Below are 15597 nucleotides of genomic sequence, written 5' to 3' on the forward strand. Positions count from 1 at the left end.
ACGCCCGGACCCATTCCGAACCCGGAAGCTAAGCCCTCCAGCGCCGATGGTACTGCACTCGACAGGGTGTGGGAGAGTAGGACACCGCCGAACATAAATTGCGAATGCCTCGCATCACAGACTCGAAAGAGACTGCGATGCGAGGCATTTCGCATATCCGGGGTCTGTTGAGCACAACTAGGATCGTGTTGTGGGTGACGACCTGGTGGAAGCGATGGATCTCAATCTTGCGTCTCATGCGGCGCACCTGCATCCGACGGTCGCCGGCGCGACGGTATACGAATCCGGTGACATCCTGATCGCGGACAGCGGACTGGACGATGACACCTTCAACATCGTGTGCCGGGCGCGCTTGGCACCGCACACGGCGCAGGCACGGCTCGAGGAGATTCTGGCCACGGTGCGCGCGGCCGGTCGTCCGTTCTCGTGGTGGGTGGCACCGACCTCGACGCCCTCGAACCTGGGAGAGATGCTGCGAGCGCGGGGCGTTCGGCCGTCGGAGACCGAGCTGGCGATGACCGCGCTGATGACGGAGATCCCGTCGCCCGCGCCAAGTGCGGTCCTGACAGTCGTGACTGTGACCAATCGCGAGCAGTTGCGTGACTACGCGGACCTGATGGCCAGGAACTGGACGCCGCCCTCATCGGCGGTGTTCGACTACTTCGACGCCGCGGGGTCGGCGATCCTGAGTGGCGAATGCGCCAGCACCTTCGTCGTCGGTTATAGCGCTGGAGAACCGGTGGCGGGGGCGGAGATTCATCTGGCAGCCGGTGTTGCCGGCCTCTACGGCGTGGTGACCCTCGAGGACCATCGCAGGCGGGGATATGGCACGGCGGTGACCCTTGCGGCGATCGACCACGCGAGGACGGAAGGCGTGGATCGCGTCGTGTTGCAGGCATCCGTAGACGGTGCCCCCGTTTATGAGCGGATCGGATTCACCCCCGTCGGCACGTATACCGAATACGCGCTGCGACGGGGGTGAACCGAGTGTCGGGCCGGTGTCTCAGGCCCGGATCCGTTCGGTGAGCGCGCGCCGGGCGTAGGCGCGCACGTCGGCGTCCGAGTCGTCGATCGCGATGCGCAGCACCTGTTGTGCCGCAGGGTCTTCCGTCCAGGTGGTGAGGGTGAGCACGGCGGCCTTTCGGACGTCGAGGTGTACGTCGCCGAGGGCCGTCTCGAGTGCGGGCACCGCGTTCTCAGGGAGTGCGCCGGCGAGGGCACGGGCCGCGCCCTGCCGGATCTGCCAGGCCGACTCCGTCAGCCCGGCGACGGCCAGCGCCACATCGTTCCCGGTGGGGCGAAGCGAGGCGAAGGCCGCAAGCGCGGCCGCCCGGACGAGGGGGTCCCGGTCGACAGCGAGGGTGCGGACCGCCTCGAGACCCCCGAGGCTGATGGTCGCGAGGCCCTGGGCGCAGGCGATCCGCACCTCACGATTCTCGTCCGCGGATGCGGTCGCCACCGTCTCCCAATCGTTCAGGGCTACCAGAGCGCGCACCGCCTCGATGCGGACCCGATGGTCGACGTCGGCGAGTGCCGCCCGGTATTGCGCGGCCGTCCCGGTGCGCAACGCCCGCAGGAGGTCGACCACGGTGGACCGGACGACAGGGTCGCCGGAGCCCAGGTGGAGCGCCAGCCCCTCCGCCGAGGGCAGCACCTCGACCAGTTCGCGGAGTCCCTCCGCGGCCACCCGGCGCACGGACGCGTCCTCGTCGCCGAGCGCTGCGACAAGCAGGGCGTCGAAGCCGTCGGGGGTGGCCTCGGTCAGCGTGGCGATGGCAGTGGAGCGCACCTGCGGGTCCGCATCGATCAGATAAGGGCGCAACTGCGCCGCGGTCGGACTGTCGAGTCCGAGGATCTCCACGATCCGGGGGGAGCGGGGCTGGACCTCTGAGGGGGTGGCGCTCACCCGAGAGGGGGACTCGACCGGCGCGCGCCCGCCCACCAGCGGCGGCTGCGTCACCGGCACGACCCGCTGATCACGCGGGGGAAGATCGTCCAGTCCCGGCACCGATACGAAGTACGGTGCCACCGGTCGCTTGAGGAACTCCATCCCGCCCCCGGCGCCCTTGCGCAGGTTCAGGTGGTACCCCCACTCGGAGTCGTTCTGGCCGGGCAGGTCCGCCCGCTCGTGGTACAGGCCCCACCGGCTCTCGGTGCGGGTGAGCGAGCTGCGCGACGCCATTTCCGCGCAGTCCCGGATGAACGACACCTCCGCGCACCGCATCAGCTCGTGCGGGCTGGTCGCCCCCATTCCCTGGATCTCCGCGGTCATCCGCTCGAAGGTCTCGACCGCGATGGACAGCTTGGTGGCGGTCTTCGGGGGCGCCACATAGTCATTGACGAACCGCCGCAGCTTGTACTCGACCTGCGGTTGCGGCGGTCCGTCCGGGTGCAGGAGCGGCCGGTAGATCAGCTCGTGCGCCTCGCGCAGCTGATCGGCGGGCAGGTCGGTCGGCGCGTCCACGGCAGGCAGGGTGCCGGTGGCGTGGGTCCCCGCCAGGTCCCCGTACACGAAGGCGCCGATCATGTAGTTGTGCGGCACGCACGCCAGGTCGCCCGCCGCATACAGCCCGGGCACGGTCGTCGCGCCGTGCTCGTCCACCCACACGCCCGACGCCGAATGCCCACTGCACAGACCGATCTCGGAGATGTGCATCTCGATGTCGTGGGTGCGGTAGTCGTGGCCACGATTCACGTGAAACGTTCCGCGCGTGGGCCGTTCGGTGGTGTGCAGGATGGACTCGAGCGTGTCCAGGGTCTCGGTCGGCAGGTGACTGACCTTGAGATAGATGGGGCCGCGTGCGGATTCGATCTCCTGTTTGACCTCGCTCATCATCTGTCCGGACCAGTAGTCGGAATCGACGAAGCGTTCGCCCTGCGCGTTGACCTGGTAGCCGCCGAACGGGTTCGCGACGTACGCGCAGGCCGGCCCGTTGTAGTCCTTGATCAGCGGGTTGATCTGGAAGCATTCGATGCCGCTGAGCTCGGCCCCCGCGTGGTACGCCATCGAATAGCCGTCGCCGGCGTTGGTCGGGTTCTCGTAGGTGCCGTACAGGTATCCCGACGCGGGCAGCCCGAGCCGTCCGCACGGGCCGGTCGCCAGGATGACCGCCTTCGCCCCGACCGCGACGAACTCCCCGGTCCTGGTGTTCAGTGCCGCCGCACCGACCGCCCGCCCCCGATCCGTCAGGACCCGCACCGGCATCAGGCGGTTCTCGATCCGGATCTTCTCGCGCATCTTCCGCTGCCTCAGCACCCGGTACAGCGCCTTTTTCACGTCCTTGCCCTCGGGCATCGGCAGCACGTAGGAACCGGAGCGGTGCACCCGGCGGACCGCGTACTCGCCGTACTCGTCCTTCTCGAACTTGACGCCGTACTTCTCGAGCCTTTGCACCATCGCGAAGCCGCGGGTCGCGGTCTGGTAGACCGTGCGCTGGTTCACGATTCCGTCGTTGGCGCGGGTGATCTCCGCGACGTAGTCCTCCGGCTCGGCCTTGCCGGGGATGACGGCGTTGTTGACGCCGTCCATTCCCATGGCCAGCGCGCCGGAATGCCGGACGTGTGCCTTCTCGAGCAGCAGCACGTCGGCGCCGTTCTCGGCGGCGGTCAGCGCGGCCATCGTGCCCGCGGTGCCGCCGCCGATGACCAGTACGTCGCAATCGAGGCGGATGGTGTCGGCCAGGTCTGGGATGTCCATCAGTTCTCCGGGGTGTTCGTCGGGCCGACGCTCGGGTGGCCCAGCGCGGCCAGGACTTTCGCGCGGGCGGCTCGGGTGTCGGGGTGGTCGAGGGCGTCGCGGTCCCGCGGCCGCGGCACGTCGACGATGGTGCGCAGCGGGGCGCCCGCGCGCCCGAGTACCGCGACCCGGTCGCCGAGCAGGACCGCCTCGTCGACGTCGTGGGTCACGAAGACCACCGTCGTCGGGTGCGTGCGCCAGGTCTCGACGAGCAGGCGTTGCATGGTCGCGCGGGTCTGGGTGTCGAGTGCCCCGAACGGTTCGTCCATCATCACGGCCCGGGGCGCACCGGCAAGGCCGCGCGCCAACTGCACCCGCTGACGCATACCGCCGGAGAGGTTCTTGGGCAGGAAGTCCGCGAAGCCGGCGAGCCCGACCTCCTCGATCCACCGCTCCGCGTCGCGCCTGCGCCCCGATCTCGGCTGTCCGCGAAGCGCAAGCGCGAGTTCGATATTGGACCGGACCGTGCGCCACGGCAGGAGCGCGTTGTCCTGGAACACCACGGCGCGATCCCGCGAGGTGGTGGTGACGGCGGCTCCATCGGCGAGGATGTGGCCGGAGTCCGGCGCCAGCAGGCCCGCCAGGGCGCGGAGCACCGTCGACTTCCCGCAGCCCGAGGGCCCGGTCAGGACCAGGATCTCGCCGGGCAGGGCGGTCAGGGACAGGGAACGGACGACGGGGGTGCCGGTGTAGGACAGCGTGACGTCGTCCAGGGCCAGCGACATGCCCGCCGCGACCTTCTCTTCGCTTGTTGCCGTGGTCATCTGGTGTTCTCCCCTCGGGGCAGCCACCGGGTGACGCGGCGGCCGAGCAGTTCGACCGCCGCGGATGTCGAGAACCCGAGGATGCCGATGGTGATCATGCCGACGAACACGCCCGGGTAGTCGACGATCGTGTATGCCTGCCAGGTGCGGTAGCCGACCCCGAGTCGGCCCGAGATCATCTCGGCGGAGATCACGCAGATCCACGCGACCCCGATGCCGACCGACAGCCCGCCGAACACCCCGGGCAGGATCCCGGGGATCACCACGCGGCCGAGGACGTCCCAGCGGCTGCCGCCAAGGGTGCGCACGGAGTCCTCCCAGATGGTCGGGAGCGCCCGCACCGCGTGCCGGGTGCTGACCATGATCGGGAAGAAGGCGGCGATGAAGGTGATGAAGACGATGCCTGCCTCGTCGCTGGGGAACAGCAGGATCGCCACCGGCACGATGGCGATCGCCGGGATGGGCCGCGCCAGTTCGGCCAGTGGGCCGACGGTGTCGGCGAACAGGCGGGAGCGTCCGAGCGCGACACCGACGGCCACCCCCGCCAGCGTGGCGAGGCCGAACCCGGACACGATCCGGATCAGCGACTGACCGAGGTCCAGGTAGAAGAGGTCGGTCCGCAGCTGTTCGCCGTACGCCGTCACGATCTCGGTCACGGTCGGCAACGTGTCGAACCGCAGCCACAGCCGAACGCCGTTGGCCGTCAGCAACTGCCAGGCCAGCACCGCGGCGATCACCGACGTGATCCGGATGGCCCGGGACCGCCACCGGGCGGGCCAGTCGGTCCGGTTCACTGCGCCGGGGTCAGGCGTCGCGTCCTCCGCAGGCACGACCGACTCCCGCGCGGACGCGCGCGTGCCGGGGGCGGTCACGGACGCGGTCACTGCCGGACCTCCTCGACGGCGCGGTCGTAGGTGATCGGGGCGCTCGCGGGGTTCTTGTGCAGGTAGTGCTCCGCCGCGGCGGCCGTGGTGAAGGGCAGGAAGCGAGCCCCGTCGCGCACCCACACCGCCTTGTCCGCGAACCAGCGGGTGCCCAGTTCCGCGTCGGGCACGTAGGCGGCCCGGATGCCCCTGCCCTCGGCGCGCGCCTTCTTGACCGAGCGCAGGAGGCAGGTGGGGTCGGCCGCGGGCTGCGTCTGCGTCGCGCCGTCGAACCACAGCTCGCTCGCCTGCGCGGGATCGGCGACGGGGACTCCGCACGCGGGGTCGGTGCCGGTCAGGGCCGTGGGGTTGGCGGTGACGGCGACCGCGGCGTCGTAGGACTCGATGCCCTCGGTCGCGTAGGCGGCACGCAGCGGCGCGTCGTCGACGAATCCGTCGATGTTCAGGTCGGCGAAGTCGCCGATCGACTTCAGGTAGGGCACATCGGTTTTCAGGGCGTCGACCAGGCGGGGCTTGAGCGTCGGGTCGAACGAGGTGCCGCCGGGGCCGTTGTAGAGGTAGACCACCTCCTGTGGCAGTCCGCTCTGCTCGGCGACGATCCGTGACGCCTCGAGGGGCTCGCCGCGGATGAATCGGGTGGCGTCGAGCTGCGCGAGCAGGAAGGCGTCGAGCACCTCGGGGTGCTGCTCGGCGTACGACTCGCGCACCACCACCCCGTGCAGGGTCGGCTGGTTCAGCTCCGCGCCGTCGTAGAGGAGTTTCGCCTTGTCCTGGAACACCAGCAGGCCAGGCCACGCCACGAACTGCGACAGCGCGGCCACCTGCCCGGACTCGAGCGCGGACGAGCCGACCTGTGGCTGCTGGTTGAGCACCTCGACTCCGGTGGCGGGGTCGAGTCCGGCGCGGTCGAGGGCCTGCACGAGGGTGCCGTGGCCTGCGGAGCCGACGCTCGCGGACACCTTCTGTCCGGCCAGGTCGGCGAGACCGGTCGCAGGCGAATCCGGAGGCACCACAACCATGTTCAGCGCGCCCTTGGGGTTGTAGCCGGTGACCGAGACGATCTCGGTCTTCGCGCGCGGGTTGGCCTGGGTTCGGGACCCATTGATGAGCATCGGATAGTCGCCCATCGAACCGATGTCGATCTTCTCGGCGACCATCTGGGCGGTGATGGGTGCGCCGGTGTCATAGTCCTGCCATTGCACGGAGTACGCGGTGCCGGTCCGCTCGGTCACTGCGGCCAGGCGCTTCTCGAGGTAGCCCTGTGCCTTGAGGAGGGTGCCTGCGGTGACCGTGTTGATCGTCTTGGACTGGTAGCCGATGACGACGGGCACGGCATCCGTGCCGCCTGCGCCGCCGCCGGAGTCGCTGTCGAGGGAGCAGCCGGCGAGCACGGCCGTGGTGAGGGCAGCGGCCATCGCCGCCGCGGGGATGCGGCGTTTCATGTTCGGGTCCTTGGTGGTCGGGTTGTCCGGTGCCTGGCGGCTAGCGGAGCAGGAAGGGCATGTTGACGGTGACTGCGCCGGTGGGACAGCGGGCCGCGCATGGGCCGCAGTACCAGCACTCGTCGACGTGCATGAAGGCCTTGCCGTTGTCCGGGTTGATCGCCAGCGAGTCCAGCGGGCAGATCTCGACGCAGAGGGTGCACCCCTCGATGCAGAGCGACTCATCGATGGTGACGGGGACGTCGGCGCGTTGGTTGACCAGTGCCATCAGGTCAGCTCCCATGGTTGGTTCGTGCGGAAGAGGTTGCCCCGCATGGTGATGCGGTCACCTCGTATGCGGATGTACTCGAGGTCGACGGGCCTGCCGTCGTCGAGGGTGGTGAGTCGTTCGAGGAGCAGCAGCGCGGCGCCCTCGGGGGCCTGCAGTGCGGCCGCGGTGTGTGCGTCGGCGTTGACGGATTCGATGGCCAGCTCGGCCGATCCGAGTGGCCTGCCGGAGACCTCCTCGATCAGGGCGAAGATGTCGTTGCCCGCGAGGTCGCGGCGCAGCAGTTCCTCGCCGAGGTCCGGGACGAGGTAGGTCAGGTCCAGGCTGAGCGGCAGGTCGCCGAGGTAGCGGAGCCGCTCGATGTAGACCGCGGGCTCGCCCCGGTCCAGCTCGAGGCGGCGCGCGACGGCGGGCGGAGGCACGAGGCGCAGGGCCGCGCGTACCTCGTTGCGCACCTCGCCGTGCTCGCGGAGCGTCTCCTTCAGGCCGAGCAGGGTGTCGATGCCGTGGTCGAACTTGCGTCCCGACACCTGGGTGCCGACGCGCGGCGCGCGCTCGATCAGGCCCTCGTCCTTGAGCAGCGAAAGGGCCGCCCGCACGGTGTTCCTGGAGACCGCGAATTCGACGGCGAGGGCGTGCTCCGGCGGCAGGGTGCCCGCGAACGCGCCGGCCAGGGTCTGCTGGCGCAGCACGTCCGCTACCTGGCGGGCCCGATCGGCGCGGGAGCGGCGGCTCGGCGGCGGCTCGGTGGCTGCGCTCATCTGCTTCCCTCCTTCGGGGCCGGTGACCTGGACGAATGCCGACAGTAGCGGCGGTTTAGCGGGTCCCCGGCCGCTCACTTCGCGGCCGCCGGGGTGGTGAGGCGATTGCGCCACCCGCGGTGCGGGCGTACCTGGGCAAACGACGGGCCGGCGGACGATTGCGCCGCCGCGAGGGGGCACGGCGGAGTTCGGATCACGCTGATCCGAATGTTCGGATTCGCCGGCCGGGCCCGGGCCCGAGTCGGACGGCGTCTTGGCGGGTTTATAGTTGCGTTGTGCAACAACGATCGACCGCGGCCGTCGCCCAGGTACACGAGGAGCTCGTGCACCTGGTCCGCCAGCTGATGACGGGGGAGCGTCCCGCCGAGGGGCTGCCCACCTTCGCCCAGCACTCGGTGCTCTCCTATGTCGAGCGCAATCCGGGATGCCGGGCGACGGAGATCTCCGAGGCGTTCGGGGTGCACCGGTCGACCGTGTCGCGGCAGCTGCGCGGATGCGTCGACGCCGGGTGGGTCCAGGCCGAGCCCGGACCGATCCGCAGCGGGCATCCGCTCAGCCTCACGGATGCCGGCCGCGACGTCCTCACCGGCGCCGACCGGCGCCGCCGTGACGAGGTGGGGGAGCGGGTCCGGGACTGGTCGGCCGCGGACATCGCCGACCTCGCCCGCATGCTGCACCGGTTCCGCACCAGTACCGCAGACCATGACACCGACCAGAGCATCGGAGCAGACCCCCGTGCGTGAATTCACCACCACCGCCCAGTTCACCATCGCGGACGACGACGCCCTCGTCCGTTCCGTCTACCGGCACGCGCAGGAAGCGCCCGAGCGGGTGTTGTTCAGCCGACCGATCGGCGGCGACTGGGTCGACGTCACCGCGGCGGAGTTCGCCGATCTGGTGGTCGGTGTCGCGAAGGGCCTGATCGCGGGCGGGGTGGCCCGCGGTGATCGGGTGATCCTGCTGTCCGCCACCCGGTTCGAATGGACGCTGTTCGACTTCGCGATCTGGGCGGCGGGCGCCGCGTCGGTGCCGATCTACGACTCGTCGTCACCCGACCAGATCCGTTGGATCGCAGAGGATTCGGGAGCGGTGACGGCGATCGTCGAATCCGATCGGCACGCGTCGGCCTTCGACGGTTCCGGACTGGGTGTCCGCCAGATCGACGACAACGCGGTGGGCGCGTTGATCGCGGCGGGCGAGCACCTCGACGATGCCGAGGTGCACGACCGGGTCGCGGCGATCCGGGCCGACGACCTGGCGTCGCTCGTGTACACCTCCGGCACCACGGGCAGGCCCAAGGGCTGCATCCTGACCCACCGCAACTTCCTGTCCGAGGTTCGCGGCATCCTCAGCGCCAGCGTCGGCGAGGTGGCCAAGCCCGGCAACCGGATGCTCACCTTCCTGCCGCTTGCCCATGTCCTGGCCCGCGCCGTGTCACTGGCGATGTTCGAAGCCGGTGGAGCGCAAGCGCATTGGTCGAACTTCAGCACCGTCGTCGGGCAGTTCGCCCGGTACCAGCCGCACACCATCCTCGGCGTGCCGCGGGTGTTCGAGAAGGTCCGCGACTCGGCCGCGCACAGCGCCGCGCAGGGCGGCGCCGTCAAGAAGGCGATCTTCGGCTTCGCCGAGAAGACCGCCGTCCGCTACAGCGAGGCGCTCGATGCGGGTGGTCCGTCCCCGGTGCTCCGCGCGCAGCACTGGGTCGCGGATCGGCTCGTCTACTCGAAGCTCCGGGCCGCGCTCGGCGGGGAGTGCTGGTGGGCCATCTCCGGTGGCGGCGCGCTGATGCCCAGCCTCGGGCACTTCTTCCGTGGTGTCGGCGTGCCGATCTACGAGGGCTACGGACTCACCGAGACCACCGCGGCGCACTGCGTCAACGTCCCGGGTGCACACAAGATGGGCACCGTCGGACAGCCGATGGGTGGCAACGGCGTTCGCATCGCGGCCGACGGGGAGATCGAACTGTGCGGCGGGGTGGTGTTCGGCGGGTACTGGCACAACGAGCAGGCCACCGCCGACACCTTCGACGAGGGCTGGCTGCGGACCGGCGACCTCGGCGAGCTGGACGGGGACGGCTTCCTCACCATCACCGGACGGAAGAAGGACCTCCTGATCACTGCGGGCGGCAAGAACGTCTCGCCGGGACCGCTCGAGGACCGGATGCGCTCGCACGCCCTGATCTCGCAGGCCGTGGTCGTCGGGGACGCACGCCCCTTCATCGCCGCGCTGCTCACCGTGGACCCGGACGTGTTCGCGCTGTGGAAGACCGAGAACGGCAAGCCCGCCTCGGCGTCCGTCGCGGACCTGAGCGAGGACCGGGACCTGCAGGCCGCGTTGCAGCTGGTGGTCGACGACGCGAACAGCACCGTCTCGCATTCCGAGGCGATCAAGAAGTTCGCGATCCTGCACCGCGACCTCACCGAGGCGGACGGCGAGATGACCGCGACCCTGAAGATCAAGCGCAAGGTGGTCACCGAGCGCTTCGCCGACGAGATCGACGCGCTGTACCGCTGACCCGGTCGCGCTTCACTGAGAACATCCCTCTATCGGTCGGTGCTGGTGTCCTGGCGAACCGTAGTTGCCGGGCACCGCCCGTGGGGAAGCTACGTTTTCGGAAATCGAGCAGGTCCTCCCGGCGGGTCGCCCTTGCGCCAGGGCCCGGTCGGGTGCAGTGTCGAGACCGGCACTCGCATCCGGGAGGACACATGACCAGCCCCGACCTCGGTTCCATTCTGCTTGCGAGCCCGGACCCCGATCGCCTTCGGGACTGGTATTGCCGGGCGTTCGACGCCACACCTACCCCGGACGGCGACGTCCGATTCGGCGGCGTCAGCGTCCTGTTCGACCAGCGCGACGATGTCGCGGAGAAGAACCCCGAGCCCGGCCGCACGATCCTCAACTTCCATGTCGACGATGCGGCAGCGGTCGCGGCCCGCCTGGACGAGATGGATGCAGACTGGCTGGTGCCGCTCGAGGAACGCTCCGAGGGGATGCTCTTCGGGACGCTGATCGACCCGGACGGGAACTACTTCCAGATCATCGAGCTCGGTGCGCGATACCTGGCCGCCCGGGTACCCGCCCCGTCGGCCACGCTGAACTCGGCGCCGTACAGCGGCTTCGCGGTCGACGACCTCGAGGCGGCCGCGGCCTTCTACCGCGACACCCTCGGCCTGACCGTCACCGAGCAGTTCGGCCTGCTCGCGCTGCAGGTCGGCGGGGGTAAGACGGTGCTGGTGTACCCGAAGCAGGCCCACATCCCGGCGACGTACACCATCCTGAACTTCCCGGTCGAGGACATCGATGCGGCGGTCGACGCACTGCGCGAGCGGGGCGTGACCTTCGAGCGGTACCCGGGGATGGAGGCCGACGAGCGGGGCATCTTCCGGGGCGGTGGACCCTACATCGCATGGTTCACCGATCCGGCAGGCAACATCCTCTCGGTGCTGCAAGAACGGTGATCTCCCGTGCTGTGGGTCACGGCGCGTCCACATGCACGTAAGGTGGAGGTCAGAGACCGAGTCGTGTCCGCGTCGCCCGTCGCCCCACTGCTCTCACATTTGCACGGGCTGAGCGGCACGGACGGATACCATGGAGAACACTGCCAGCCTGGGCATTCAGGCATTCATCTCGGAGGTCGCCCAGCGCGGTGGCCGCGCGGTCCGCCTCACCCACTCGCGGCGCAACCCGGTTCAGGTGTGGGGCGTCGGCGACGACAGTTGCGTGGTCCGGGTGCGAACCAAGCTCGACGGCGACTGGCAGGCACGCAAGCAGGACGGTGCGCTGGACACCGATGACACCGGATCCCAGTTCTGGGTGTTCGTCGACCTGGCCACCTCCCCGGAGGAGTACTTCGTCGTCCCGTCCGAGGAGGTCGCCGCCGACATCCACAGCGAGGTCGATCTGTGGGTGAAGGAGGTTCCGGGGCGCACCCGGACCGGTAGCCACGCCATCGCCGTCGAACGGGTGGAGCACGGCCGCGCGCGTTGGGACCTCCTCGGGCTGTCCGACGTCAAGGACCCCAGTCGCAAGCCCGTCGGTGCGGTGGCCGAGCCGAGCCGGCCGAAGCTGGTGCCGATCACCCGCACGAAGAAGTCCGCGGTCGTCGAGGAGGTCGTCGACCTGAGGCTGCAGGTGGTCGCGGACTTCGAGGGCTACCGGCTCGTCGGCATGTACGACGAGCAGACGGGTCGGCTCGAGATCACCCGCGGGCCGATGGAGGGCCGCCGCTTCGACAATCCGACGGTCGCGGCCAATGCCGTCGCCAGTCACATCAGCGGCGACGTCGAGACCAGGGACGGGTGGACGTTCTGGCAGATCGAGGGCGCCGACCGCGCGCCGCTGGGGTCCCGCCGCGCCGGATAGCCGTCGCGGACCGTCCCAGCCGCCGCGGACGCCGAATGTGCACCTGCCGGCGGTCGCTCTCGGGCGATGCCCCGGCAGGTGCACACTCGGCGATGCAGCGCTGGTGCCCCGGGTGGGTCGATCAGTTCCAGTTGTCGATCTTGACGTCGTGCGGATCCGGCGCGCCCGTCCCGGTTTCGATCAGCGACTTCAGGCTCATCAGGAAGAGCGCCCACTTGGTGCTGCAGTGGTGCATGAACTCCACCGGCTCCTTCCAACCCTGGTGGTTGAAGAGGATGACAGTGTAGTCGTCGACCTGATCGAGGTCCCAGATCACATGGGTGCCGACCCATTCCTCCGGTCCGTCGATCACTTCCCACTGGACGCGCTTGCCGGGAACGAGTTCGTCGACCTTCATGTCGAATCCGCCTGCTCCGAAACGAAATTGGAGCACACCGCCGACGTCGTTGCCTTCGCCCTTGGTGTCGGTCGTCCACCAGGCGGCGAGCCGCTCGGCTGTGGTCAAGGCCGCGTAGACCTCGGCCGTCGATGCCTTGATACCGACCCTGTGCAGGATGTCTACCATTTTCGGTCCCTCTTTCCGGTGTTGGTTTTCGAATGACCTGTCGGAATTCAGTGCTGTGTGTCGCGCTGGTCTTTCGTGCGCTGAATCGCCTCGGCGATGCGCTTGATCCGCTGGAGCCTGGCGTCCCACGCCGCCCCGACCGAGGACAACTGCGCGACCGCGCGAGCGAGTTGCGCCTCGTCCACCCGATACCTCCTCTCTCGCCCGGCGGGCGTGGCGTGCACCAGGCCCACCCGGTCGAGCACACCGAGATGTTTCGCGATGGCCTGCCGTGTCACGGGCAGCTGCTCGCTGAGGCTGGTGGCCGTGCCGTCGCCGGCCGCCAGGAGCAGGTCGAGCATCCGCCGACGGGTCGGATCCCCGACCGCGGACCACAGGTCGTCGTCGACGGCGGTGCTCACGGGGTGGACACCAGCCGCGCGAGGTACTCCCCGAGCTTGGGCAGGAATCGGTCCCAGCCGGTGCTGTGGTCGAGGTACTGCTCCTCCAACTTCGCGGCCTCCCAGCCCATCTCCCGGAACCCGGTCTCGGTGAACCGGATCTTGGTGCCCGTGCCGGACGGGGTGAGCTCGAAGGTGATCAGCAGCGAGTCGGCGGAGTCGACGACCTTGTCCTCGGGGAAGCACCAGCGGAACGAGAACAAACGGGGCGGCTCGGCGTTCACCACCTTGATCGGGACGACCTTGGCGCGGTCGCCCCAGACGAGCTCACCGACCGCTCCGGGAGTCGCTTCGATCTCGGTGTGGTCGGTCCACCACTCCGAGATGTGCTCGGGGCTGCTGACCACCTCGAAGGCCACCTCGGGCGAGGCGTCGACGTAGATCTCTCGTTCGATGCTGCCGAACTCCATGTTCTGCACCCTTCCTCGATATGCAACGTTTGGTTGCACATCACGCTAGCCGAGGGTTCGGCATCGCGCAACCATTGGTTGCATATTGGCGGAAGCGGTGCTGCGCCGAGTGTGCAGCTGCCGTCGCCCGCACTCGGGCGATGCCCCGGCAGCTGCACACTCGGCGGGGCGCGGGGCTAGCTGAACTCCGCGCGGAACGCCGCGACCAGTTCGGGGAGGAGGGCAGCGGCCGCGTCGGGATCGGCGTCGAGGGCCTGCAGGGCGACGCTCACATCGGTGACACCCAGCCGTGCCTGCGCCGCGGCGTTCGCGACGGTGGCGGGCAGGTCGACCGCGCCGCTGCCGGTCCGCTCGACGGTCAGCCGCCCACGAACCTGGAGCTCGGCCGGGTCGCGGCCCGCGTCGGCGAAAGCGTCGCGCAGCCGCTCGATTCCCGCGCCGAGGTCGTCGTCGGTGGCGCCCATGATGGGAATCCAGCCGTCGCCCCAGGTGGTCAGGCGGCGGACCACCGCCTTCGACAGGGTGCCGGACACCCAGATCGGGATGCGTCGACCCGCCGCAGGCCGGGGCGAGCAGTGGGCGTCGTCGAAGGTGATGCCGGGGCGGGCGACCGCGGCGGGTGCGCCCTCCCACAATGCCCGGCACACCGCCAGGGTGTCGTCGAGCAGCGGGCCGCGCTTGGCGAAGTCCAGCCCGACCGCCTCGTATTCCTTTGCCTGCCAGCCGGTCCCGACGCCCAGGTCGACCCGGCCGCCCGACAGCAGATCAAGTGTCGCGGCCGTCTTCGCCAGGACCGCCCCGCCGCGTAGCGCGGCGATCACGATCCCGGTGCCGAGCCGGATCCGCTCGGTCTGCCCGGCCACCAGCGCGAGCACCGTCATCGGCTCCAGCCATGGCGCGTCGGGGTTGGTGGGGAAGGCGCCCCAGGAGTAGGCGGACGTGTCCGGGCCCATCACGACGTGGTCGGTGAGGATCAGCCGATCGACCCCGGCGGTGTCCGCGGCGCGGCAGACCTTGAGCAGGTGCCCGAAATCGTCTGCGGCGAGCAGGTTCCCGAAGTTGGGGACGTTGAGACTGAGCGTTGGCATGGTGATCCTTCGGAACTGGTCAGGGATTGAGGGGGCGGTTGGTCCAGCCGCCGGATGCGCGCGGCACCCAGCCGCCCGCGCCGTGCGTGCCGCCGTCGACGTGGATGGTGCCGCCGGTCACGAAGCGGGACAGGTCCGACGCCAGGAACAGGGCGGCGCCCGCCACGTCCTCCGGCTGCCCGGGGCCGCCGAGCGGGGACCACGTCGGCCACAGCGGCGCCTGCTCCTCGGGCACCAGCTCGGCGTAGGGGACCTGCACCGACTCGATGAGATCGGGGGCGATGGCGTTGACCCGAATCCCCGCCGGGCCGACCTCGGCGGCGAGCGAACGGGTGAACTGCATCAGCGCGGCCTTGTATGCCGAGTAGACGGTGTGCCCGGGCATCGAGCGATGCGCCTCGACGGTGGTGAGGTTGATGACCGATCCGTCGCCGCGCTCGGCCATGCCGGGCAGCAGGGAGTGCGTGAGCCGCAGCACGTGACCGAGGTTGACCTCGTGCAGCTGCTCCCACAGCTCGGGCTCGTTCTCGGCGAACGGGCGCGGCGGGCGCAGGTAGTGGCCGACGTTGTTCACCAGGATGTCCGGCCGGTGCTCGAGCAGCGCCGCGGGTACCGGGGCCGTGCGGACGTCGGCCTCGACGGCCTCGATCGTTCCGCCCGCGGCCGGGTCGAACCCGAGATCGGTGACCGGATCGAGGTCGGCGACCAGGACGTGGGCGCCGTGGGCGGCGAACGACCGCGCGACCGCCGCGCCGATGCCCGCCGCACCGCCGGTGACGACCGCGCGCCGGCCCGACAGCAGGGCGCCGGGGGTGAATGCGGCTCGTGATGGCATGGCTCCATCACAGACCACCGCCGTCGACGTCGCAGTCGTTCT

Annotated in this window: 16 protein-coding genes and 1 rRNA gene; 6 read left to right on the top strand and 11 right to left on the bottom strand. The window is 69.8% G+C overall.

Annotation, left to right across the window (positions count from 1 at the left end; genetic code table 11):
- Both rrf and C8K38_RS24665 read left to right on the top strand, forming a co-directional pair.
- Nucleotides 1-93: ribosomal RNA gene (gene rrf / locus C8K38_RS24660) — 5S ribosomal RNA — on the top strand; the annotation flags it as partial.
- Nucleotides 94-190: 97 nt separating this feature from the next.
- Nucleotides 191-982, top strand: a complete 792-nt coding sequence (locus C8K38_RS24665; RefSeq protein WP_257017800.1) for a GNAT family N-acetyltransferase — start codon at nt 191-193, stop codon at nt 980-982.
- 21 nt (nt 983-1003) lie between these two features.
- Here C8K38_RS24665 and C8K38_RS24670 read toward each other — a convergent pair whose 3' ends face one another.
- The 6 genes from C8K38_RS24670 to C8K38_RS24695 form a co-directional block, all read right to left on the bottom strand.
- Nucleotides 1004-3697, bottom strand: a complete 2694-nt coding sequence (locus C8K38_RS24670; protein WP_097214009.1) for a fumarate reductase/succinate dehydrogenase flavoprotein subunit — start codon at nt 3695-3697, stop codon at nt 1004-1006.
- Nucleotides 3697-4500: an ABC transporter ATP-binding protein gene (locus C8K38_RS24675; RefSeq protein WP_097214010.1), complete on the bottom strand. Its 804-nt coding sequence runs from the start codon at nt 4498-4500 to the stop codon at nt 3697-3699. Before C8K38_RS24675 ends, C8K38_RS24670 begins: the two co-directional genes overlap by 1 nt.
- Nucleotides 4497-5294 carry an ABC transporter permease gene (locus C8K38_RS24680; protein ID WP_257017816.1) on the bottom strand — a complete coding sequence of 266 codons (798 nt, stop codon included), beginning with the start codon at nt 5292-5294 and terminating at the stop codon, nt 4497-4499. Before C8K38_RS24680 ends, C8K38_RS24675 begins: the two co-directional genes overlap by 4 nt.
- 86 nt (nt 5295-5380) lie before the next feature.
- Entirely contained in the window at nt 5381-6826 is a 1446-nt protein-coding gene (locus C8K38_RS24685; protein WP_097214011.1) for an ABC transporter substrate-binding protein, read from the bottom strand.
- Nucleotides 6827-6866: 40 nt separating this feature from the next.
- Entirely contained in the window at nt 6867-7094 is a 228-nt protein-coding gene (locus C8K38_RS24690; protein WP_027502301.1) for a 4Fe-4S dicluster domain-containing protein, read from the bottom strand.
- Nucleotides 7094-7855 carry a GntR family transcriptional regulator gene (locus C8K38_RS24695; RefSeq protein ID WP_097214012.1) on the bottom strand — a complete coding sequence of 254 codons (762 nt, stop codon included), beginning with the start codon at nt 7853-7855 and terminating at the stop codon, nt 7094-7096. The genes C8K38_RS24690 and C8K38_RS24695 overlap by 1 nt, the downstream gene beginning before the upstream one ends.
- A gap of 275 nt (nt 7856-8130) precedes the next feature.
- On the opposite strand from C8K38_RS24695, the gene C8K38_RS24700 reads away from it, so the two are divergent.
- The 4 genes from C8K38_RS24700 (at nt 8131) to C8K38_RS24715 (ending at nt 12217) form a co-directional block, all read left to right on the top strand.
- Nucleotides 8131-8598, top strand: coding sequence for a MarR family winged helix-turn-helix transcriptional regulator (locus tag C8K38_RS24700; RefSeq protein WP_373560297.1), 468 nt, complete (start codon nt 8131-8133; stop codon nt 8596-8598).
- Nucleotides 8591-10369: an AMP-dependent synthetase/ligase gene (locus C8K38_RS24705; protein WP_097214013.1), complete on the top strand. Its 1779-nt coding sequence runs from the start codon at nt 8591-8593 to the stop codon at nt 10367-10369. Before C8K38_RS24700 ends, C8K38_RS24705 begins: the two co-directional genes overlap by 8 nt.
- A gap of 191 nt (nt 10370-10560) precedes the next feature.
- Nucleotides 10561-11313 carry a VOC family protein gene (locus C8K38_RS24710; RefSeq protein ID WP_097214014.1) on the top strand — a complete coding sequence of 251 codons (753 nt, stop codon included), beginning with the start codon at nt 10561-10563 and terminating at the stop codon, nt 11311-11313.
- A gap of 130 nt (nt 11314-11443) precedes the next feature.
- Nucleotides 11444-12217 carry a hypothetical protein gene (locus C8K38_RS24715; protein WP_097214015.1) on the top strand — a complete coding sequence of 258 codons (774 nt, stop codon included), beginning with the start codon at nt 11444-11446 and terminating at the stop codon, nt 12215-12217.
- Nucleotides 12218-12338: 121 nt separating this feature from the next.
- Here C8K38_RS24715 and C8K38_RS24720 read toward each other — a convergent pair whose 3' ends face one another.
- The 5 genes from C8K38_RS24720 to C8K38_RS24740 form a co-directional block, all read right to left on the bottom strand.
- Nucleotides 12339-12782, bottom strand: coding sequence for an SRPBCC family protein (locus C8K38_RS24720; protein WP_097214016.1), 444 nt, complete (start codon nt 12780-12782; stop codon nt 12339-12341).
- A gap of 47 nt (nt 12783-12829) precedes the next feature.
- Nucleotides 12830-13183 (bottom strand): ArsR/SmtB family transcription factor, encoded by a 354-nt coding sequence (locus C8K38_RS24725; RefSeq protein ID WP_077042369.1) that lies wholly within the window; start codon nt 13181-13183, stop codon nt 12830-12832.
- Complete coding sequence (locus C8K38_RS24730) at nt 13180-13632, bottom strand: SRPBCC domain-containing protein (RefSeq protein WP_097214017.1); 453 nt, start codon at nt 13630-13632, stop codon at nt 13180-13182. Before C8K38_RS24730 ends, C8K38_RS24725 begins: the two co-directional genes overlap by 4 nt.
- Before the next feature lie 176 nt (nt 13633-13808).
- The gene (locus C8K38_RS24735) at nt 13809-14720 is read right to left on the bottom strand and encodes a TIGR03619 family F420-dependent LLM class oxidoreductase (protein WP_097214018.1); all 912 of its coding nucleotides are present in this window, start codon (nt 14718-14720) and stop codon (nt 13809-13811) included.
- A gap of 19 nt (nt 14721-14739) precedes the next feature.
- Entirely contained in the window at nt 14740-15555 is an 816-nt protein-coding gene (locus tag C8K38_RS24740) for an SDR family NAD(P)-dependent oxidoreductase (protein ID WP_097214019.1), read from the bottom strand.
- Nucleotides 15556-15597: the final 42 nt, after the last annotated feature.

The organism is Rhodococcus sp. OK611 (genome assembly GCF_003050885.1).
GTDB lineage: Bacteria > Actinomycetota > Actinomycetes > Mycobacteriales > Mycobacteriaceae > Rhodococcus_G > Rhodococcus_G oryzae.

What these genes read in the sequence shown, in the direction of transcription:
- C8K38_RS24730 (WP_097214017.1), bottom strand. Translation starts at nt 13,632, where the DNA reads ATGGAGTTCGGCAGCATCGAACGAGAGATCTACGTCGACGCCTCGCCC.
- C8K38_RS24735 (WP_097214018.1), bottom strand. Translation starts at nt 14,720, where the DNA reads ATGCCAACGCTCAGTCTCAACGTCCCCAACTTCGGGAACCTGCTCGCC.
- C8K38_RS24675 (WP_097214010.1), bottom strand. Translation starts at nt 4,500, where the DNA reads ATGACCACGGCAACAAGCGAAGAGAAGGTCGCGGCGGGCATGTCGCTG.
- C8K38_RS24715 (WP_097214015.1), top strand. Translation starts at nt 11,444, where the DNA reads ATGGAGAACACTGCCAGCCTGGGCATTCAGGCATTCATCTCGGAGGTC.
- C8K38_RS24685 (WP_097214011.1), bottom strand. Translation starts at nt 6,826, where the DNA reads ATGAAACGCCGCATCCCCGCGGCGGCGATGGCCGCTGCCCTCACCACG.
- C8K38_RS24710 (WP_097214014.1), top strand. Translation starts at nt 10,561, where the DNA reads ATGACCAGCCCCGACCTCGGTTCCATTCTGCTTGCGAGCCCGGACCCC.
- C8K38_RS24720 (WP_097214016.1), bottom strand. Translation starts at nt 12,782, where the DNA reads ATGGTAGACATCCTGCACAGGGTCGGTATCAAGGCATCGACGGCCGAG.
- C8K38_RS24690 (WP_027502301.1), bottom strand. Translation starts at nt 7,094, where the DNA reads ATGGCACTGGTCAACCAACGCGCCGACGTCCCCGTCACCATCGATGAG.
- C8K38_RS24740 (WP_097214019.1), bottom strand. Translation starts at nt 15,555, where the DNA reads ATGCCATCACGAGCCGCATTCACCCCCGGCGCCCTGCTGTCGGGCCGG.
- C8K38_RS24695 (WP_097214012.1), bottom strand. Translation starts at nt 7,855, where the DNA reads ATGAGCGCAGCCACCGAGCCGCCGCCGAGCCGCCGCTCCCGCGCCGAT.
- C8K38_RS24670 (WP_097214009.1), bottom strand. Translation starts at nt 3,697, where the DNA reads ATGGACATCCCAGACCTGGCCGACACCATCCGCCTCGATTGCGACGTA.